Origin of the sequence: Streptomyces sp. NPDC048002, from assembly GCF_040653275.1 — a bacterium.
Taxonomy (GTDB): domain Bacteria; phylum Actinomycetota; class Actinomycetes; order Streptomycetales; family Streptomycetaceae; genus Streptomyces.
Genome location: NZ_JBEZNL010000002.1, coordinates 285,819 through 304,003, shown reverse-complemented (window position 1 = coordinate 304,003; position 18,185 = coordinate 285,819). Strand labels below are relative to the sequence as shown.

17 protein-coding genes and 3 pseudogenes are annotated in these 18,185 nt (G+C 70.1%); 11 read left to right on the top strand and 9 right to left on the bottom strand.

Annotation, left to right across the window (positions count from 1 at the left end; genetic code table 11):
• Window positions 1-165: 165 nt before the first annotated feature.
• Window positions 166-2,595, bottom strand: a complete 2,430-nt coding sequence (locus AB0E07_RS04315) for a D-alanyl-D-alanine carboxypeptidase (RefSeq protein ID WP_362246242.1) — start codon at window positions 2,593-2,595, stop codon at window positions 166-168.
• 225 nt (window positions 2,596-2,820) lie between these two features.
• Here AB0E07_RS04315 and AB0E07_RS04310 point away from each other — a divergent pair, with 225 nt between their 5' ends.
• The 3 genes from AB0E07_RS04310 to AB0E07_RS04300 all read left to right on the top strand — a co-directional run bounded on the left by AB0E07_RS04310 (window position 2,821) and on the right by AB0E07_RS04300 (window position 5,152).
• Entirely contained in the window at window positions 2,821-3,576 is a 756-nt protein-coding gene (locus tag AB0E07_RS04310; protein ID WP_351932504.1) for a GPP34 family phosphoprotein, read from the top strand.
• A gap of 295 nt (window positions 3,577-3,871) precedes the next feature.
• Entirely contained in the window at window positions 3,872-4,741 is an 870-nt protein-coding gene (locus tag AB0E07_RS04305; protein WP_362246240.1) for a helix-turn-helix transcriptional regulator, read from the top strand.
• A gap of 219 nt (window positions 4,742-4,960) precedes the next feature.
• A complete protein-coding gene (locus AB0E07_RS04300) occupies window positions 4,961-5,152 on the top strand; it encodes a DUF397 domain-containing protein (RefSeq protein WP_362246238.1) in 192 nt (63 codons plus the stop codon).
• 146 nt (window positions 5,153-5,298) lie between these two features.
• On the opposite strand, the gene AB0E07_RS04295 is transcribed toward AB0E07_RS04300, so the two are convergent.
• From AB0E07_RS04295 to AB0E07_RS04285, 3 genes are all read right to left on the bottom strand, one after another.
• Window positions 5,299-6,207, bottom strand: coding sequence for a MerR family transcriptional regulator (locus AB0E07_RS04295; protein ID WP_362246236.1), 909 nt, complete (start codon window positions 6,205-6,207; stop codon window positions 5,299-5,301).
• A 52-nt stretch (window positions 6,208-6,259) separates the two neighbouring features.
• The gene (locus tag AB0E07_RS04290; protein ID WP_362246234.1) at window positions 6,260-6,769 is read right to left on the bottom strand and encodes a glutathione peroxidase; all 510 of its coding nucleotides are present in this window, start codon (window positions 6,767-6,769) and stop codon (window positions 6,260-6,262) included.
• A gap of 154 nt (window positions 6,770-6,923) precedes the next feature.
• On the bottom strand, window positions 6,924-7,901 hold the full coding sequence (locus AB0E07_RS04285) for a helix-turn-helix domain-containing protein (protein WP_362246232.1): 978 nt from the start codon (window positions 7,899-7,901) through the stop codon (window positions 6,924-6,926).
• 76 nt (window positions 7,902-7,977) lie between these two features.
• Between AB0E07_RS04285 and AB0E07_RS04280 the strand changes: the two genes are divergently transcribed.
• The 3 genes from AB0E07_RS04280 (at window position 7,978) to AB0E07_RS04270 (ending at window position 12,903) form a co-directional block, all read left to right on the top strand.
• Window positions 7,978-9,192 carry an MFS transporter gene (locus tag AB0E07_RS04280; RefSeq protein WP_362246230.1) on the top strand — a complete coding sequence of 405 codons (1,215 nt, stop codon included), beginning with the start codon at window positions 7,978-7,980 and terminating at the stop codon, window positions 9,190-9,192.
• A gap of 116 nt (window positions 9,193-9,308) precedes the next feature.
• A complete protein-coding gene (locus AB0E07_RS04275; protein WP_362246820.1) occupies window positions 9,309-10,940 on the top strand; it encodes a cellulase family glycosylhydrolase in 1,632 nt (543 codons plus the stop codon).
• Window positions 10,941-11,118: 178 nt separating this feature from the next.
• The gene (locus AB0E07_RS04270; protein ID WP_362246228.1) at window positions 11,119-12,903 is read left to right on the top strand and encodes a subtype B tannase; all 1,785 of its coding nucleotides are present in this window, start codon (window positions 11,119-11,121) and stop codon (window positions 12,901-12,903) included.
• Between the two features lie 51 nt (window positions 12,904-12,954).
• On the opposite strand, the pseudogene AB0E07_RS04265 reads toward AB0E07_RS04270, so the two are convergent.
• The 3 genes and pseudogenes from AB0E07_RS04265 to AB0E07_RS04255 form a co-directional block, all read right to left on the bottom strand.
• A pseudogene (locus AB0E07_RS04265) lies at window positions 12,955-13,125 on the bottom strand (Uma2 family endonuclease); the annotation flags it as partial.
• A 73-nt stretch (window positions 13,126-13,198) separates the two neighbouring features.
• Complete coding sequence (locus tag AB0E07_RS04260; RefSeq protein WP_362246226.1) at window positions 13,199-14,050, bottom strand: helix-turn-helix transcriptional regulator; 852 nt, start codon at window positions 14,048-14,050, stop codon at window positions 13,199-13,201.
• Between the two features lie 16 nt (window positions 14,051-14,066).
• Window positions 14,067-14,825, bottom strand: a pseudogene (locus AB0E07_RS04255) (DUF6879 family protein).
• A gap of 173 nt (window positions 14,826-14,998) precedes the next feature.
• Between AB0E07_RS04255 and AB0E07_RS04250 the strand changes: the two are divergent.
• From AB0E07_RS04250 to AB0E07_RS04235, 4 genes and pseudogenes are all read left to right on the top strand, one after another.
• A complete protein-coding gene (locus AB0E07_RS04250) occupies window positions 14,999-15,202 on the top strand; it encodes a hypothetical protein (protein ID WP_362246224.1) in 204 nt (67 codons plus the stop codon).
• Window positions 15,203-15,207: 5 nt separating this feature from the next.
• Window positions 15,208-15,417 (top strand): hypothetical protein, encoded by a 210-nt coding sequence (locus AB0E07_RS04245; RefSeq protein WP_362246818.1) that lies wholly within the window; start codon window positions 15,208-15,210, stop codon window positions 15,415-15,417.
• A 150-nt stretch (window positions 15,418-15,567) separates the two neighbouring features.
• Window positions 15,568-16,068, top strand: a pseudogene (locus AB0E07_RS04240) (hypothetical protein).
• A gap of 71 nt (window positions 16,069-16,139) precedes the next feature.
• Window positions 16,140-16,796 (top strand): class I SAM-dependent methyltransferase, encoded by a 657-nt coding sequence (locus AB0E07_RS04235; protein ID WP_362246222.1) that lies wholly within the window; start codon window positions 16,140-16,142, stop codon window positions 16,794-16,796.
• 284 nt (window positions 16,797-17,080) lie between these two features.
• Here AB0E07_RS04235 and AB0E07_RS04230 read toward each other — a convergent pair whose 3' ends face one another.
• A complete protein-coding gene (locus tag AB0E07_RS04230) occupies window positions 17,081-17,344 on the bottom strand; it encodes a hypothetical protein (protein ID WP_362246220.1) in 264 nt (87 codons plus the stop codon).
• Entirely contained in the window at window positions 17,341-17,658 is a 318-nt protein-coding gene (locus AB0E07_RS04225; protein ID WP_362246218.1) for a hypothetical protein, read from the bottom strand. The genes AB0E07_RS04230 and AB0E07_RS04225 overlap by 4 nt, the downstream gene beginning before the upstream one ends.
• A 148-nt stretch (window positions 17,659-17,806) precedes the next feature.
• Here AB0E07_RS04225 and AB0E07_RS04220 point away from each other — a divergent pair, with 148 nt between their 5' ends.
• Window positions 17,807-18,073, top strand: coding sequence for a winged helix-turn-helix domain-containing protein (locus tag AB0E07_RS04220; RefSeq protein WP_362246216.1), 267 nt, complete (start codon window positions 17,807-17,809; stop codon window positions 18,071-18,073).
• Window positions 18,074-18,185 lie beyond the last annotated feature (112 nt).

Below are 18,185 nucleotides of genomic sequence, written 5' to 3'. Positions count from 1 at the left end.
CCTGTGCGTTCCCGGCCCTGTCCCTGAGGGTTTCCCGGCCGTGCCTTGTGAGCGTCGGCCGACCCGGTTCGTGACGCTAGCACGCAGCCCGCCGGGCGGCTCCCGGGGTGGGGAGGCCGGCGGGCTGCGGTGCGGAGCGGTTCAGCTCGTCACAGCTGGTGCGGTTCAGGTGATGCGGGTGAGCTTCGCGAGGAAACCGGGCTCGACGAGGTCGGACTGGAGGGCCACCGGCACCTTCACGGCACCCGCCGTACCGCCGTCGCCGACGGTGAGCGTGCCGACCTCGGTACCGGCCTTCGCCTCGTGCGGCACGGTGTCCGCGGTGAAGTCCAGCTCCACCTTCAGGCCCGCCCAGCCGGCCGCCTTGACGTCCTTCGTGGCCACGACCGCGGTCCGCCCGCCGAGACCGTCGTCGACGTACCCGACGACCTCGCCCTTCTTCAGCAGCGTCGCCGACTCCAGCGCGCCCTGCGCGGCCCGGATCAGCTGGTCGCCGGAGTTCAGGGCGGCGGCCAGGATGCCGCTGCCCGAGTCCGGCTGGCGCACCACGGCGCCGACGATGGTCCGCATCTCCCCGTCGACCTCCTTCTTCGCGGCGAACACCAGGTTGCCGAGGGCGGAGGTGGTGGTACCGGTCTTGATGCCGACGACGTTGTTGCTGCCGACGAGCTGGTTCCAGTTGCCGTGGTTCTGGCCCTTGTAGTCGTCGTACGACATCATCGCGGCGACCTCGCGGAAGACCGGCTGCTCCATCGCGGCCTTGGCCAGCTTCACCTGGTCCACGGCCGTGGAGACCGTGGTGTCGTTCAGACCCGAGGGGTCCGTGTACGTCGTGTCGCTCATGCCGAGGTCCTCGGCGGCGGCGTTCATCTTCTCGACGAACGCCTCCTCCGAGCCGGCGTCCCAGCGGGCGAGGAGGCGGGCGACGTTGTTCGCGGACGCGATGAGGATGCTCTCCAGCGCCTCGCGCTCCGTGATGGCGTCACCGGCGGTGACGTCGACCGTCGACTCCTGGCCGGCGTCGGACTGCTCCTCGGCGGTCTTGTCGATCTGGATCTTCGGACCCTCGGCGCCGCTCTTGAGCGGGTGGTCGCGCAGGATCACATAGGCGGTCATCACCTTGGCGACACTGGCGATCGGCACGGGCTTCCGGTCACCGGAGGACCCGAAGGAACCGATGCCCTGGACGTCGAGCGCGGCCTGCCCGTCGGCCGGCCAGGGGATGTCCACCTTCGAGCCCTCGAAGGTGTAGGTCGACTCGGCGGTGAGGTCCAGGGTGGGCGTCGGCACCGGGCGCACGGCCTGTGCGATCGCGAAGACGATCACCAGCAGCAGAACCAGCGGCGTCCAGATCTTGACCCGGCGGACCAGCGTGCGGACCGGGGTCTCCGGCGGCGGCGGGGTGTTCGTCAGCTCCGCGAGCAGGTCGAGCGGCGGCTTGGGCGGCAGCGGCTGCTGCGTGGTCCGCTCGGGGCCGACCTGCGGGACGGCCGTGGTGACGTCCGGCTTGAGGGCGACGAACTTGCTGGTGGCCCGGTCCACGGGGGGCGGGCCTGCGGGGGCGGGGGCTGCGGGGTCCGACGGCGCGGGGGTCGCGGGGGCCGAGGGTGCGGGTGCGGGTGCGGGGGCCGGGGACTTGCGGTCCTCCGACGGGCGCAGCCGGATGGCCGTGGTCGGCTGGTCCACGACCTTGGCCCGGGGGGCGGGCGGGGCGGTGGCGTCGGTGGTGGTGGCGGTGTCGGCCTCGGCGTCGCCGTCGGTGGCGGGGGTGGGGGTGTCGGCCGCGTCCGAGTCGGCCGCGTCCGTGTCCGGGGCCGTGTCCGCGTCCGTGTCCGTGTCCGGGGCCGGCTCCGGGGTCGTGCCTGCGGCGTCGCCGGTGCCCGCGTCGGCGTCGGATTCCGACTCGGCGTCAACCTCGGGCTCGGGCCCGGCGTCACTCCTGGTGTCGGCGGCGTCCTCGGTGTCGGCGTCGTCCTCCTCCGCCTCCCCGGTGGCCGCGGGGCCCTCGGCCTCACCCTCGGCCTCGGTCGCGTCGGCGTCCTCGGGGCCGTCCTGGGCCTCCGCGTCGGCGCCCTGGCCGTCCCCGGGGGCCTCCGGAGCGTCCTGGGCGCCCTCTGCGTCCTTCGCCCCGCTCTCGTCGCCGCCGGCCACCCAGGCGGCCACAGCGGCCCGCAGACGCTCGTCCCCGGCCTTGGGTGCCGCAGGCTCCGCGTCCGCGTCGGTCTCGGCGTCCACGTCGGTCCCGGACTCCGCGGCGGCGTCCGTGTCGCCCGCCGACTCGTCCGCCTCGGGCGCGTCCGTCTCGGGCTCGTCCGCCTCGGGCTCGTCCGTCTCGGGCTCGTCCGTCTCGGGCGCGTCCGTCTCGGGCTCGTCCGTCTCCGGCTCACCGGAGGCGTCCGGCGCCGCCTTCCTGGCCTCCGCCAGATCGCGCGCCGACAGCACCCGCGTCGCCGTGTCCACGCCGCCTCCGCGCGACATGGCCACGCGCGGATCGGAGGATTCGTTCCTGGCTTCCGGAACCGGACCCGCGCTCCCCGACGTCGTTTCTGCCGACGACTCGCGCTGCTTCGAACTGTCGGGGGACTCGCCCGCCACCGATGCCTCCTAGACCGTCTGAACCGTGATCCGTCTGAACCGCCGCCGCCCGGGACCGCTTCCCAGAGCTGTCCGAACCATGTACCAGTGTCCTGTGTGCGGCCCCGGCTGATGCGGTAGACGAGAACGACATACCTACTGGTTCCACTACAAACAGGTCACGCACCCTCGACAGACCAATGTGAGAGGGGTCACCCTGTCTTTCATCCACGCGGGGAGGCATGGATGGGCAGGAGCCGCAGAACAATTCCGGAGGAGCTTCTGCTGCTGGCGCTGGACCCGGCCACGGGTACCACTGCACAGCCGCAGTCGCTCGACCTCGGTCTGGCCGGAGCACAGCTAGTGGAGCTGGCGCTGGCCGGACGGATAGCCCCAGACGGGGATCGTATCGCCGTGGTGGCACCACGGCCGACAGGAGATCCGACATTGGACTGTGCGTTGGAGTTGCTGCGCAGGCGTGGCGCTCCCGTACGGGCGGTCCACTGGATCGGCGGACCCCGACTGGGGTTGCGCCAGACGTACCTCTCGCATCTGGAGCGGTGCGGCATGGTCGCCGCCGTTCCGGGACAGATGTGCGGGGTGCTGCCGACGACTCGCTACCAGGCGACGGACACCGACATCAGCCGGGAGATCAGGGCCCGGCTGGACTCAGCGATCCGCACCGGCGTACCGCCGGACCCGCGGACCGCGGCGCTCGCCGCACTGGCGCACGCGGTCGGTCTCGGCAAGCACCTGTACCCGGGTAACGAGGGTCGCTCCTCGCGCTCCCGGTTGCGGGACCTGATCAGGCACGACCCCATGGGCGGTCTCGTCGCGCACGCGGTGATGGACGTCCAGAACGGTGTCGCGGCCCAGCCGCGACGCAGCCCCGCCCCGGCGGGCCGCCAGCCGGCCCCGGGTGGCAGGGCGGCACCGGAACCCGCTCGTGGCGTTCCGATGCAACCACGCCGAGGCTCGATGGCGCGCGTCGTGGCTCACTGAGCCGCAGTTCCACGACGCCGCCGCAGTCAGGCAGTACGCACCCCCAGGCCCGGTTCGGGAGCCGCTGGTCCGCGCGGGGCGGCGGGACCGTATGTGTCCGGACGACGACACGGTCCCGCCGCCCCGCGCGGCCGCATGTGCGGGCTCTGTGAAGCCACGGCCCGAACTGGCGTGTATCCAGCGCATATCCACCGTTTCCCAGCGGTAGAAAGCACCTTGGTGGCAATCTGCTGAACAGCAGATACGCAAAGTCGCGAAACAGAGCGAGCAGTACGCAGCCGGAGGTGCACGTCCCGTGGCGTCCAATGTCAATCCCACTGTCAGGCGCCGCCGGTTGGGCCAGGAGCTGCGCCGGCTCCGCGAGCTCAAGGGCATGACGGCGGAGGAGGTGGCGGAGCGCCTGCTGGTCTCCCAGTCGAAGATCAGCCGGCTGGAGAACGGCCGCCGCAGCATCAGCCAGCGCGACGTCCGTGACCTGTGCGGGGTCTACGAGGTCGAGGACGTCCGGATCGTCGACTCCCTGATGCAGATGGCCAAGGACTCCCGCCAGCAGGGCTGGTGGCACTCCTTCGGCGACATCCCGTACAGCGTCTACATCGGTCTGGAGACCGACGCGGCGAGCCTGCGGGTGTACGACCCCCAGGTGGTGCCGGGGCTGCTCCAGACGAAGAGCTACGCGGAGGCGCTGATCCAGGGCGCGCTGCCGGAGGTCACGCCGGGCGACATCGACAAGCGCGTCCAGGTGCGCCTGCGCCGACAGGAACGTATCTCTGCCCCGGACAACCCGCTCCGCCTGTGGGCCGTGCTGGACGAGGCCGCGCTGCGCCGCGAGGTCGGCAGCCGGCACGTGATGATCGAGCAGCTGGAGCACCTCATCGAGATGTCCCGGCTGCCCCATGTCACCGTGCAGGTCATCCCGTTCACCATGGGAGCCCACCCGGGTGTCAGCGGCCAGTACGCGATCCTGGAGTTCCCCGACGCCGCCGACTCCAGCGTGGTCTACATCGAGGGCGTGACCAGCGACCTGTACCTGGAGAAGGCGCAGGACGTGCAGAAGTACAGCGTGATGTACGAGCACCTGCGGGCCCAGGCTCTCAACGCCGACCAGAGCCGGGAGTTCATCTCGAAGGCCGCCAAGGACTACGCGCAGGAGTACACGGGCTGAGTGCGGCGCCGGAAGATACACCCTCGCCCGGTCGCGGCGGAAGTCTCCAATGGAATATGCCATCCGACCGGGTGAATAGTCGCTCCGGACACCGATGTTGGCGAGTAGCGTCGATCACGCCACCGAGCAACAGCGTTGGCGCAAACGTGCCGTGCGAAGACAAGCCACCACCCGCACGGCACGCGGACAGCAACTCAGCAACTGGTTACCGGAGCGAAAATGGCAATCAAGCAGGGTGTCACGGACACGTGGGTCAAGTCCTCGTACTCGCAGGGCAATGGCGCATGCGTCGAGATCAAGTCCCCTGTCGTGTCGGCAATGGCCGTCCGGGACTCCAAGGTCCTCGACGGTCCCGTCCTGGCGTTCCCCACCGCCGCGTGGAACGTCTTTGTGTCCTCGGTCAAGGCGTAAGGGGGAAGACTCCCTGAGCCTCGGCCTATGACCACCGACAACTACACAAGCAGCAGGCAGGAGCCCTCTCGACCAGCTCGCCGTCCTTGCCGAGGGGGCTCGGCTGTGCCCGGCGGACAGGTGTCACGTCCGCCGGGCACAGTCGTTCACCGCGCCGGCTTCGCGGCCGTCCTCACCGGGAAGGCGACATCGCACACCGGGTCCTCGGCGCCCGCCGAGTCCCAGTCCGTGAAGTACACCTCGCGGCAGGGCCCGTCGAAGTCGAGGCCCTCCCGCCGGACCCACTCCTCAACCGCCTCGAACGCGGCGAGGATCTGCGGATGGTTCACCTGGGCCTTGGTGATCCGGGTGTACGCCAGCCGCCGGGCCGGCTCCACCCGCACGGTCGTCTCCCAGGGCCGCCCGCGCCCGTCCGCCCACTCCCGGGCCGCGGCCTCGTCGGCCACCGGCACACAGGACTCGGCCGGGCCGTCGCTCTCCGCCGACACCTCGGAGTGGTACACCACGAACGGTGCCGCCGTGACCCCGCCGCACTCCCCGGCGGCGGTCGTCAGACGTCCCAGGGACGCACCGATCCACGCCGGCAACTCGTCCGCCAGCGTGTGCCGCTTCTCGGCGATCACCACCTGTGCCGGTACGTCCACCGTCTCGACCACGAACTTCTCGTACATCTCGGAGCTCCTCCCCGACAGTCGTCCACGGAGGTACTCGGCGAGCGTCCGCTGGGCCGCGATCCGCGTCTCCACGCCCGACCAGTACGTGGCGAGCCGCTCGGCCGCCGCGTCCCCGTCCGCCGCGTCGACCACCTCGGCGATCCGCGTGAGCGGCATGTCGAGCTGGCGCAGCAGCGCCACGAGCCGGGCGCGCTCGGCCTGGCCGGCGCGGTAGTAGCGGTATCCGCTGGCCTCGTCGACCAGGGCCGGGGTCAGCAGCCCCAGCCGGTCGTACAGCCGCAGCGCCTTGGGCGACAGCCGCGCCCGCGCGGCGAACGCCCCGATGGTGAGCAGGTCCTCGCCCACGTTCACGTCCACGTCCACCTCGCCGTCCTCCGTCACCGGGCGCGGTCCGCCCGGTGACAGGACGCTCGGGTCTGCCCCAGGGGGAAGGTCAAGCGGCGAGCCGGCGCTCCAGCTCCGCCACGACCTCCGCCGCCTCCGGCTCGGTCTGCGGCGAGAACCGGGCGACGACCCGGCCGTCCCGGCCGATCAGGAACTTCTCGAAGTTCCAGCGGATGTCGCCGCTGTGCCCCTCGGCGTCGGCGAAGGTCACCAGACGCTCGTAGAGCGGGTGCCGCGCCTCGCCGTTCACCTCGGCCTTCTCGGTCATCGGGAAGGTCACGCCGTACGTCGCCGAACAGAACTCGGCGATCTCCTCGGCGCTGCCCGGCTCCTGCCCCAGGAACTGGTTGCAGGGCACGCCCAGCACGGTGAACCCACGCTCCGCGTACCGCGCGTGCAGCCGCTCCAGCCCCGAGTACTGCGGGGTCAGCCCGCACTTGGAGGCCACGTTCACCACGAGCACGACCTGCCCGGCGTACTGCTTGAGATCCGCGGAACCCCCCTGAAGGGCCCCGATCTCAACCTCCAGAGGAACACCACCGCTGCTGTCTACAGTCATAACCCGATGCTAGCCCGCCTCTCTGGTCTACCCAGCCGCGGGCAGTCGTGCCGCTGGGGCGGCACGGGTGGGCGCTGGGGGTCCCCCCTCTGGGGGAGGCACCCCGGCAGCGCCGGGCCACGCGACCCACCCCCACGCCGGCCGGAACCCCGGGTCACCGAACCGCCGACCCCGTCGCCTCCACCAGCACATCCCCCGCGGCCGTACGTACGTACAGAACCACCCGCCCCGCCCGCCGCCGCTCCACCAGACCCGCATCCAACAGCACCCGCAGATGCCGCCCCACCGACCCCAACCCCTGCCCGGTCACAGCGACCAGCTGAGTCGTGCTCAGCGGCGCCCCCAACAACACCAACACCCCCGCCCGAGCACCTCCGAGCAACGCCCCGAGCGCGGACGGCACCCCCCGCCCACCCCCGGAGGGCTCGGCGAGCACCCCGGTGCAGGGATACACGACGGCGTACCGCTCCCGCCCCTCCCACGACACCCACCCCGTCCCCGGCGTCACCGGCACGAACACCAGCTCCGCCCCCGAGATCTCCCGAGGCGGATACTCGTGCCGGTTCACCTGGAACCGGCTCTCCCCGAGCCACCGCGTCCCCGGCCGCAGCGAGTCCAGCACCGCCGCCCACCCGCTCCGGCTCACCTGCACGGTCCGCGCCACCACATCCGCCTCCAGGATCCGCCGACGCCGGTCCCAGTCCGGACACACCGCCTCCCGCCACACGTACCGCAGCAGCGCGGCCGCCCGCTCGGGCAGATCGTCCCGCTCCAGCTCCGCCGGCAGCGGCCCCGCCAGGGACATCGCGAGATGCGCCCGCGCCTGCTCGGGGCGGACGGCGCCCACCCGGGCGACGCCCTCCTCGAAGGTCTCCCCGTCCAGGGGCGTCGGGGTGAGGAAGTCGGCGATCCAGTCCCGTCCGAGCCCGGCCCGGACGAGCCGCGCGGTGACCGGGTCGGCGGCCAGCAGGGCCCGGTATCTGGGCAGATGGGCGCGCAGCCAGTCCCGCTCCCCGGGATGGGCGCCCACGCCCGCGTGGAGCAGCTTCAGCCCCGCGAACGTCTCGGCGAGCGGCGACAGCACGAACCGGCTGCGCGCGAGCGTGTCCGCGTTGACCTGCCACCAGCCCACGACCCGCCCTCCCCTCGCCTTTCGCGTCAGCGCGAAACATTAACCACTGACCCGGACCCCGCCCAAGACTCCGCCCATGCACGACGACACTCCGCAACGAAACAGCTACCGAGCCCTCTTCCGCACCCCCGAATTCACCCCGCTCTTCCTCTCCTCCTCGGCCCACATCGCGGCCCAGACCATCGGCGGCCTGGCACTCGCCACCCACGTCTACCGGGCCACCAACTCCCCGTTCCTCTCCGCGGTGAGCATGTTCGGCCCCTCCCTGGCCCAGGTGCTCGGCGCGTCCCTCTTCCTCTCGGGCGCCGACCGGCTGCCCCCGAGGGCCGCCCTGACGGGTATCTCCCTGGCCTTCGCGGCGGCCACGGCCGTCCTCGCCGCCCCCGGCCTGCCGATCGGCGCGGTCTTCGCCGTACTGCTCGCGCAGGGCCTGATCGCCTCGCTCGGCGGGGGAGTCCGCTGGGGCCTGCTCAACGAGATCCTCGCCAAGGACGGCTATCTGCGCGGGCGTTCGCTGTTCAACATGATGAGCGGGGTCATGCAGATCGTCGGCTTCGCGACGGGCGGCGCGCTGGTCGCCCTCCTCTCCCCGAGGCTCTGTCTGACACTGTCGGCGCTGCTGTACGCGGCCGCCGCGGCCGGGGTCCGCCTCGGCCTGACCCCCCGCGCCCCGCGCGCCTCGGGCCGCGCCTCGGTCGCGGAGACCTGGCGGGCCAACGCCCTGCTGTGGTCCTCCCGGCCCCGCCGGACGGTCCTGCTCGCCCTGTGGATCCCCAACGGGCTGGTCGTGGGCTGCGAGTCACTCTTCGTCTCCTACGCCCCCGAGTCCGCGGGCACACTGTTCGCCTGCGCGGCGCTGGGCATGCTGGCCGGGGACGTCACCGTGGGCCGTCTGCTCCCACCGGGGCCGCGCGCCCGGCTGGGGGTGCCGCTGCTGGTCCTCCTGGCGGCGCCGTACGCCCTCTTCGCGCTCGGCCCGTCCGTGCCGCTGGCCGGGGCCGCGGTGGCGCTGGCCTCCGTGGGGTTCGGAGCGAGCCTGGTGCAGCAGGAGCGGCTGATGGAGCTGACGCCGGACGAACTGAGCGGGCACGCACTGGGGTTGCACTCGGCCGGAATGCTGACCCTCCAGGGCGTGAGCGCGACACTGGCCGGCGCGGTCGCCCAACTGACCTCTCCGGCAACGGCGATGACCGTCATGGCGGTGTCGTCCCTCGCCGTCACGGCATGTCTCACACCGGGACTGCGGCCGGCACCGGTGCCCGTGGGAATCGAGGAACGCCCGGTGTCTTGACGTGTCCCTGGCGGGATGGGTTCATGGGGATGGCGCTGTGTGGGAGCGCTCCCAAGCTCCACCCCTTCCGAAGCTTTCCCGTGTCTCATTTCTCAGGAGTCGCAGTGAGAACACCCATGAGCTCGGCGGCGGCGAGGCTGCTCACCGCGCTGGCCACCCTCTTAGGCCTGCTCGTCCTGGGCGCCGCCCCGTCCCACGCCGTCGAGGAGCCCACCGCGCAGGCGACCGGCCTCCACATCGCCGACGGCCGCCTCCTGGAGGCGAACGGCAACGACTTCGTCATGCGCGGCGTCAACCACGCCCACACCTGGTACCCCGGTCAGACCCAGTCCCTGGCCGACATCAAGGCGCTCGGCGCGAACAGCGTCCGGGTGGTCCTGTCCAACGGCGTCCGCTGGACGAAGAACAGCGCCGCGGACGTGGCGTCCGTCATCGCCTCCTGCAAGACGAACCGCCTGATCTGCGTACTGGAGGTGCACGACACCACGGGCTACGGCGAGGAGGCGGCGGCCGCCACGCTCGACTCGGCGGCGGACTACTGGATCGGCCTGAAGGACGTCCTGGCCGGCCAGGAGGACTACGTCATCGTCAACATCGGCAACGAGCCCTGGGGCAACACCGATCCGGCCGGCTGGACGAACCCGACGATCGCCGCGATCCAGAAGCTCCGGGCGGCGGGCCTGGAGCACACGATCATGGTGGACGCGCCCAACTGGGGCCAGGACTGGCAGGGCGTGATGCGCGCCAACGCCCAGGCGGTGTACGCGGCGGACCCGACCGGCAACCTCATCTTCTCCATCCACATGTACAGCGTGTTCGACACCGCGGCGGAGATCACCGACTACCTGAACGCCTTCGTGGCGGCCCGACTGCCCATCCTCATAGGTGAGTTCGGCGGCCCCGCCGACCAGTGGGGCGACCCGGACGAGGACACCATGATGTCCGCCGCCCAGAACCTGGACCTCGGCTACCTCGCCTGGTCCTGGAGCGGCAACACGGACCCGATCCTCGACCTGGCGATCGGCTTCGACCCCGACCAGCTCAGCTCCTGGGGCCAGCGCATCTTCCACGGCGCCAACGGCATCGCCCAGACCTCCGAGGAGGCCACCGTCTTCGGCGGCGGAGGCGGTTCGGACACCGAGGCCCCGACGGCCCCCGGCACCCCGACGGCCTCCGCGGTGACCGCGACCTCGGCCCAGCTGAACTGGCCCGCGGCCACGGACAACACCGGCGTCACGGCCTACGAGGTGGTCCGCGTCACGGGCTCCACGGAGTCCACACTCGCGGCCTCCACCACCACCTCGGCCACCCTCACCTCCCTGACCCCGAACACGGCGTACACCCTGGCCGTCTACGCCAAGGACGCGGCGGGCAACCGCTCCCCCCGCTCGGCGACGGTGACCCTCACGACGTCCACCCCGCCCACCGGCACCTGCGCGGTCGCCTACCGCACGACGAACGAGTGGCCGGGCGGCTTCCAGGCGGACATCACCGTCCGCAACACGGGCACCGCCGCGATCAACGGCTGGACCCTGGCCTTCTCCTTCCCGGCCGGCCAGACGGTCACCAACATGTGGGGCGGAGTACCCACCCAGACGGCCGCGGCGGTCAAGGTCGCCCCGGCCTCCTACACCACAACGATCCCGGCAGGCGGCACGATCACCATCGGCTTCACAGGCACGAAAACAACAACGAACCCGCCCCCGACGACCTTCACCCTCAACAACAGCACCTGCACAACACCCTGACCCCCCGCTCCCTCCCAGGCTGGGCCCCGCGAACGCTCGACGCGCGGGGCCCACTTGCGTTCGGTTTCCATGGGTGCCGACATAATCACTGACCATATTGTTAACAATCTGCTAACCTGCGCCACACCTTGGGCCCGACGTGCCGACTCAGCGGCGGCCACGACGAAGGAGTCTTCCCATGCAGTGGTTTCAGGCGTCCCTCAGAAGCGTTGCTCAGGCACCCCCCGCACCCGCCCGCTCGGGCCGCGCTCTCACCCGCAAGCAGATGCTGCGCGGCACCGCCCTCGCGGGCTCCCTCGCCCTGGCGGTCGCCGCCGCCCCCACGGCGGCGCTCGCGGCCCCCGTCGCCCGTACCGCCGACGCGCAGGACGCGGCGCTGGCCTTCGACGCCTCCGACTACACGACGATCACGGTCACCGTCGACGGCGAGCCGATGAACGTCCGCTGGTACAAGGAGGTCTGCTACGTCGCGAACCCCGTCGCCGCGGCCGCGCAGCAGCCCGGCCTCGGCGGTAACACCACCACGATCTCCAATACCGCCTGCGGATACCAGAGCATGAACGTGTTCGTGCCCGAGAGTGCCGTCGGCAACCAGCGCGCGCCGTTCTACTTCGCCGTGAACAACGGCGGTTGGTGGGCCAGTTACATCAAGGCGAGCGTGACCAGCGGTGCCTCCTACAGCAGTTCGACGAGCAACGTGGGGGCCGCGCTGAAGGCCGGTTACGTCTTCGCGGACGTCGCCAGCCGCAGCCGCGGCCTGGTCGGCGCCGACGGCTCGTCGCCCGGCAAGGCCCCGTCCGCCGTCGTCGACGCCAAGGCCGCGGTCCGCTACCTGCGCCTCAACGACGCCACGATGCCCGGCAGCGCCGAGCGGATCGTCGTCAACGGCACCAGCGGCGGCGGCGCCCTCTCGTCGATCCTCGGCGCCTCCGGCAACAGCCCCGCCTACGACCGCTACCTCGCGCAGATCGGCGCCGCGGGCATCGACTCCAAGGGCCGCAGCACCCTGCGCGACGACGTCTTCGCCGTCAACGCGTACTGCCCGATCACCGACCTCGGCAACGCGGACACCGCCTACGAATGGCTCTACACCATCCTCGGCACCCGCGACGAGACCGGATCGAACGCCACCCCCGAGGCCGCCGCCGAGATCGCGGCCGCGTTCCCCGCGTACGAGCGGAGTCTCGGGCTGCGCAACCCCGACGGCACCAGGCTCACCGCCGCGACCATGCTGAAGACCATCGAGCAGGAGGTCATCCGCTCCGCCCGCGCCTACCTCAAGGCGGACCCCGCCCACACCATCCCGGCACTGGGCGAGAACTTCGTCATCACGTCCGGCGGCCAGGGCGGTGGTGGCTCCACGACCACCTACGTCAACGACTGGATCGACGTCGACAACACCACCGGCAAGGTGCGCTCGCTCGACATGGACAGGTACCTCGCCTTCGTCGCCACCCAGGCCAAACTCAAGACGACGCCCGCCTTCGACGCCGTGGGCGTCTTCGGGAACACCACCAGCCGCACCGAGACCAACCTCTTCGGCCCGCCCACCCAGAAGTACCTCAACTACACCGAGTACAGCTGGAACCACAACGACGTGCCCGGCGACGGCAGCGGCCTCGACGACACCGGCCTCACCTGGGCCCAGTACATCAAGAAGCCGAGCACGACCGTCGACGACCAGGTCCACCTGATCAACCCGCTGGACTTCGTCGGCACGAAGGCCGACACCGCGCCGAACTGGTACGTCCGCAACGGCACCCGGGACAGGGACACCTCGTTCATCGTCTCGATCAACCTCGACCGGGCGCTGGCGGCGGACCGCGACGTCAAGAACCTCGACTACCAACTGGCCTGGAACCAGCCCCACGCCGGCAACTACGACGTGCCCGAGGCGATGGCCTGGATGGCAAAGATCGTCGCCAAGGCCGGCGACCCCCTCACCACCGGCCACCGAGGCTAGACCCCGCAGGACGGCACCTCGCGGCACAGTGTTTGCCGCGAGGTGCGGTACTCAGATCAGACAGAGGTCGATCTCCGCCTGGAAGGGCGCCGCCACCTTGAGGACACCGGTGAACACGCCCCCGTCCCGGTACCTCTTCGTCGCGGGATCGAGAACGTAGGTGTACACGAGTGGGACACCCGTCGCGGCCTGCTCGATCCGCCAGTAGAAGCCGATAGCTGCCTAGACAGTAAAACGCCCCCGCTCCGAAGAGCCGGGGGCCACCTGCTGGGGTCAGACCCAGGTGACATCGGCTTCAACGTGAGCCCAACGTCCATCGCACTGCACTGATGAGGTGATGCGCGTCGGCGCCGTACACGGCGGACTCCCGGAGCGTCTTCCAGGTGCGCAGATACGTGTCCACGCTGGCTTCGTCGTCGATCCACAACTCGGCGTGCCAGTTCTCCACGATCACCTGGCGGTCGTCGTAGACCCAGAAGGCGGCGGCCGGGGGGATCTTGAGAGAGGCGGACAGCGGGATGATCCCCAGCTCGACCGTGTCGAGGCCGACGGCTCCTGCGAGTCGGTCGAGCTGAGCTGCGAGTACCGAGGGCGGACAGACCAAGGTGTGAAGGGCGGCCTCCCACAGGAGGAGGTGGAAACGCTTCGAGGAGTCGTACAGAGCCTCTTGACGCTTCATGCGGGATCGAACTGCATCCTCCGTGTCGCGCGGCGATCGCTGTAGCTCCGCGTACCTCGTGAAGATCGACCGGGCATAGTCCGGCGTCTGGAGAATCCCGAAGATCATGGAGGACTCCCAACCACGGAACACGGAGGCGTCGACATGAGCGCTCAGGTGCGTGTCCTGGACCGCCTTGTGTCCCGAGGCCAGCTGCCGCCGCCATGACCGGATGTGCGACTCGAAGCCCCGGAGACGGGCCAGCAGCTCGTCGTACGCCTCGGGCTGACCGGTCGCCTCGGCCCACTTGCGCAGGTCGTCGGATGTTGGAGTCTGCCTGCCGTTCTCCAGCCTGCTGACCTTGGACTTGTTCCACCCGTGCTGCTCGGCGAGCTTTGTACCGGTGAGCGGGCGTCCAGGGGCGGAGAGCCGGAGTTCGCGCAGTCGTACCCCGAGAGCTTCCCGTGCCTGCTGATAGTCCGTGCTCACCGGTACGCACCTGCTTTCAGTCCTCCTTCGCGGTCAGTTGTACCGCGAACTTCTCGTACGGGATGGCGTGGTGCATCGCCGCGTCACGCGTCATGGCGTACCGCAGGACCGCCACGGGCTCTGTGACCAGTTCGACGTTGACCAGGTTGTCCGCGTCGTCGAAATGGAGCAGTGCGACCAGCCGGGAGTCGAAGATCCAGAAATCTTCGGTGGGCAGGCTGAGTCGGTTGGCGTCCCCACGCAGAAGATTGAAGATCTTCTCGCCGACGGCGCTGTTGCGGCGCGCGTTGTCCAGCAGATAGAGCTGGCCGGTCGTCGGTGGGTTGTCGACGATGCGGACACGTTCGAACCGCTTGCCGAGCCCGGTCTGCTCGCGGCGCTCGGCACACCACTCGGCGTCGACGCCCGCCCAGTTGACGGGCTCGCCACGGGTGAACTGCGCCTATGTGTCCGTGAGTTCGTCGGACGCGTACCGGCGTCGGCTCTCCAGGCGCCAAGCCGTGTGCTCGAACCGCGTGAAGAGCCGGTCGAACTCATCCAGCCCGATGATGTTCGGCACGCGAGTGACCTCCTTGGGCGCGAAGTCGACGAGCAGTTCCCGTGGCACCACGATCGGCACCTCCCCCTCGTTGAGGTGCTTGAGCTGGGCGACGTCGTCGGCCTCGGTGAGGGCCGGGCCGTGCACGATGACCTCGCCCGTGTCGAGGTCTTCGTGAAGGGACGGACACCCGTTGACGCCGCTGCCCGTGCCGTTGAAACGCAGTCGTCGGGCCATGATCACGTCCTTCTGCTGGGGGACTGATCTCCCAAGCCTTCCCGAGGTCAGCGCCTTCTGGTTGGGATTCCGTCCACCTGCTTCAGCAACCTTGCGCAACCTCGCCAGGCAGTCAAGCAACTTCGCGCAACTTCCGTGGCGGCCGGCGACGCCACCTCCCTAGCGTCCTGTTCATGCCTACGACGGAACTGCGGGACGTCGACCCGCACGCGGCAGTGGAGTCTCTTGGAGCGGCGCTCACCGAGGTCGGGGTCGTCTTTCCCGCCCCTGGCGTCGACTTCGCGCACCCCGACCTGAGACTCGTCGAGCTGGGGCGCGTCCGCCCCGACGTGGCTGAAAGACCGACGGAAGCACTTCGGCGAGGGGGCCGTCAGTGATGGCGATGCGGGAAGGGGATGGCGCCCTGGTCGTCGACACGAAGACGGACAAGATCGGCTACGTGATGGGGCACGCCGGCCCCTATGTCCAGCTCCGGCCTCCCGGCGGTGGACGCGAGTGGGACGCGGACCCCGACGCCATCCGGCAGGCCACGGATACCGAAGTGCTGCGCGGTCGTGTGACCGAAATGAACCGGGCAGAGCGCCTCGGCTGACCGTGCCGCCACCAAGATCTTGCCCCTGTCGGCCGAGTACGCGCTCGCCACCACCCGACTACGCGGGACCCTCACCGCGGGTGCCGCCCGACCGAGGACATCTCGCTGTCCCACGCACACGGAACGACACCTCTCAGAAAGGGAACGTCCATGACCGTTCTGCTCGACAGCCTCTCCCGCACTCGTACCAGGGAGCCGAAGGAACTCCTCAACGCCGTCCAGCCCCACATCAAGCACCTGACGATCAACGTGCTGGACAGCGGCATGACCCTCTGGGACCGCGAGATCGCCCTGCTGCTGCGCGACCACACGATGGTCTGAGACATGGCCGAGCGCATCCTCGGCAACGCCGTCATGTACACCATCGGCTGCATGGAGCACCCCGAGGTCCACCTGGGTGTCGGCAAGCTCGTCGACATCGGCGTTCACCAGCTCATCCTCGACACGCCGGTGTGGTGGGCCCTCTGCGAGGTGTACAACGAGGGCCGCTACAAGCACCACGCCCCGTTCGTCGAGCGTCGGCGGGACGGCCTGTGCCTGCGCACGGCGGACTTCCTGAAGTCCATCGGTTTCGAAGTCGACGAGGAACTGTGGGCGATCGACGGCACGGACTGCTCGCCGTGTGACAACAAGGTCCCCGACAGCCACTGAACGGTCCTACGCCGGCCCCTGTCCTCGGTTCCCAGGAGGACAGGGGCCAGCCCTTTCGAAGAGGAAACGCCTTGCCCGCACAACACGACATCGCCGCCGAGACGGAGCTGTGGGACACCTTCGCCGCTTCCGCCTTCAAGGACGATGCGGAGCCGAGCTTCTGCTGGACCCAGTACGCCGGTCACGGACCCGGTCCGGAACTACTCGGCGACCCACGCTCCGTTCTGGAAATCGGCTGTGGCACCGGCCGCGCCCTCGCCTGCCTCGCTGAACGCGGCATCACCGCCCGGGGAGTTGACCTCTCTCCCGTCATGGTCAAGAAGATCACCACGAAGTGGGCCAGTACCGGGGCGGAGTTCGTGTGCTCCGAGGTCCTGGAGTACCTGAAGGAGCACGAGGACGCATACGACGCCGTCTACTCGATCTTCGGGGCCGCTTGGTTCACCGACCCGGGCCGTCTGTTCCCCCTTGTCCGTCAGCGGCTCAACCCCGGCGGCGTCTTCGTCTTCTCGCAACCGCCGGCCATCCCCGGCGCATACGGGCCACAGGGCATGTACAAGGGAGGTTTCGCAGGCAAAGCGATGTTCACCTACCGCTACAGCTACCGCCCGGCTGTGTGGGAGCGCCTGCTCACCCGGGCCGGGTTCGACACGACCGACGTGGAGGTCCTGAATGCGCCTCACCCTGGACACATCGGGACACTCCTAGTCCGTGCCGTCGCTCTATGACCAGTTCCCCAGCCGCGCTTCGATCGCTGCTCCAGGAGGTTCCGCCAGGCGGCAGAAGACGGACCCGCTTCGCATCGTGCGTCCTTGATCGCCGCCGCTCGGTCGTGGGCCGGGCATCGCGGTCTCATCCGGAAGTGAGGCGGGCAGCTGAGCGGCACGCGTGCGAGAAGGGTGACGACCGGAAACGGACCCGAGGTCAAGGAGCGGCGGCGGATGTGGGCCGGTGGTGCCCGGGATGAACCTTCCGGGCGCCACCGGCCGCAAGGTGGAATACCTCTATGCCGTCACTCCCTGTCGGCCGCCATGATGCCGACGCATTCTTCGAGCGCGGCGTGCAACGGCGTGACGAAGGCGGCGAGTTCGGCCTCCGACGCCTTCCCCACCTCCAGCACGGCGCCGACGACCGTCACCAGCACAGCGGCGGCCTTCAGCGCGTGGGCGTCGGCCAACTCCTCAAGAAAGCCGCCGGGGTGGGTGATCGCCAGGGCCCTCTTCCCGGTGACCGGGTCGAGGCCGAGGCTGCGCAGACGCGGCGTGCTCGCGCTCATGCGGCGACCTCCCAAGGAACCGCCGGAACGTAGTCCTGCCCCAGCGTCGCCAGGACGGCGGCCCTGCGCCGCTCGCGCTGAAGGCGCCGCCGGTCGTGTTCGTCCCGCTCACGCTCCCATTCGACGACGTACGGCCGGACCAGGGGCATGCCGTCGGCGGCGATGACGTCCGCCGGGTGCGGGCACGTGATCGCGGACAGGGGCTCGGGGGCGGGCAGGCAGGAGGTATGGGGCAGCGGTGGCGGCGCTGCGGCGCGATGGGCGCCCCGGGCGGGCAGGAACAGGGCCAGAATCGCGGCCAGTAGGCTGCGCATAGGTCGACTCCTTGTCAGTCGGCTGAGGCCCCGGCAGGGAAGTAGCCGCTTCCCGTCGGGGCCGCTCTGTGCTGCGAACCAACAGTAGCGCGGATAACCGCAGATAACCACGGATGCATGGAATGCTGTGGTCACCCACGCTGATGCAATGGAGCTTGACCGCACACGCCCCCTGTGGCGGCAGATCGCAGCGGAGATCATCCGGCGCATCGAGAACGGTACGTATCCGCCGGGAAGTCGCGTGCCCTCCACTCTGGAAATCGCCCAGGAGTTCGGCGTGGTGAATGCGACAGCGGCGAAGGCGATGCGGCATGTACGGGAGCAGGGGTGGACGCGGGGCGAGGTCGGGCTGGGGACTTTCGTCGCCGACCACCTGCCGCCCTCTCCCGAAACCCCCGCCGCCCCCTCCGCATAGCCAAACTCGGTCGGGTCTGAGAGCGGGGCTGCCGCGGCGGCGAGGCGGGTGGCCTACCGCGTGACCAAGGCGCTCCCTGAAGCGGATCGGAAGCGGATCGGAAGTGGTCGGC

What these genes read in the sequence shown, in the direction of transcription:
- AB0E07_RS04310 (WP_351932504.1), top strand. Translation starts at nt 2,821, where the DNA reads ATGGGCAGGAGCCGCAGAACAATTCCGGAGGAGCTTCTGCTGCTGGCG.
- AB0E07_RS04300 (WP_362246238.1), top strand. Translation starts at nt 4,961, where the DNA reads ATGGCAATCAAGCAGGGTGTCACGGACACGTGGGTCAAGTCCTCGTAC.
- AB0E07_RS04290 (WP_362246234.1), bottom strand. Translation starts at nt 6,769, where the DNA reads ATGACTGTAGACAGCAGCGGTGGTGTTCCTCTGGAGGTTGAGATCGGG.
- AB0E07_RS04280 (WP_362246230.1), top strand. Translation starts at nt 7,978, where the DNA reads ATGCACGACGACACTCCGCAACGAAACAGCTACCGAGCCCTCTTCCGC.
- AB0E07_RS04275 (WP_362246820.1), top strand. Translation starts at nt 9,309, where the DNA reads ATGAGCTCGGCGGCGGCGAGGCTGCTCACCGCGCTGGCCACCCTCTTA.
- AB0E07_RS04270 (WP_362246228.1), top strand. Translation starts at nt 11,119, where the DNA reads ATGCAGTGGTTTCAGGCGTCCCTCAGAAGCGTTGCTCAGGCACCCCCC.
- AB0E07_RS04250 (WP_362246224.1), top strand. Translation starts at nt 14,999, where the DNA reads ATGCCTACGACGGAACTGCGGGACGTCGACCCGCACGCGGCAGTGGAG.
- AB0E07_RS04245 (WP_362246818.1), top strand. Translation starts at nt 15,208, where the DNA reads ATGCGGGAAGGGGATGGCGCCCTGGTCGTCGACACGAAGACGGACAAG.
- AB0E07_RS04230 (WP_362246220.1), bottom strand. Translation starts at nt 17,344, where the DNA reads ATGAGCGCGAGCACGCCGCGTCTGCGCAGCCTCGGCCTCGACCCGGTC.
- AB0E07_RS04225 (WP_362246218.1), bottom strand. Translation starts at nt 17,658, where the DNA reads ATGCGCAGCCTACTGGCCGCGATTCTGGCCCTGTTCCTGCCCGCCCGG.
- AB0E07_RS04220 (WP_362246216.1), top strand. Translation starts at nt 17,807, where the DNA reads ATGGAGCTTGACCGCACACGCCCCCTGTGGCGGCAGATCGCAGCGGAG.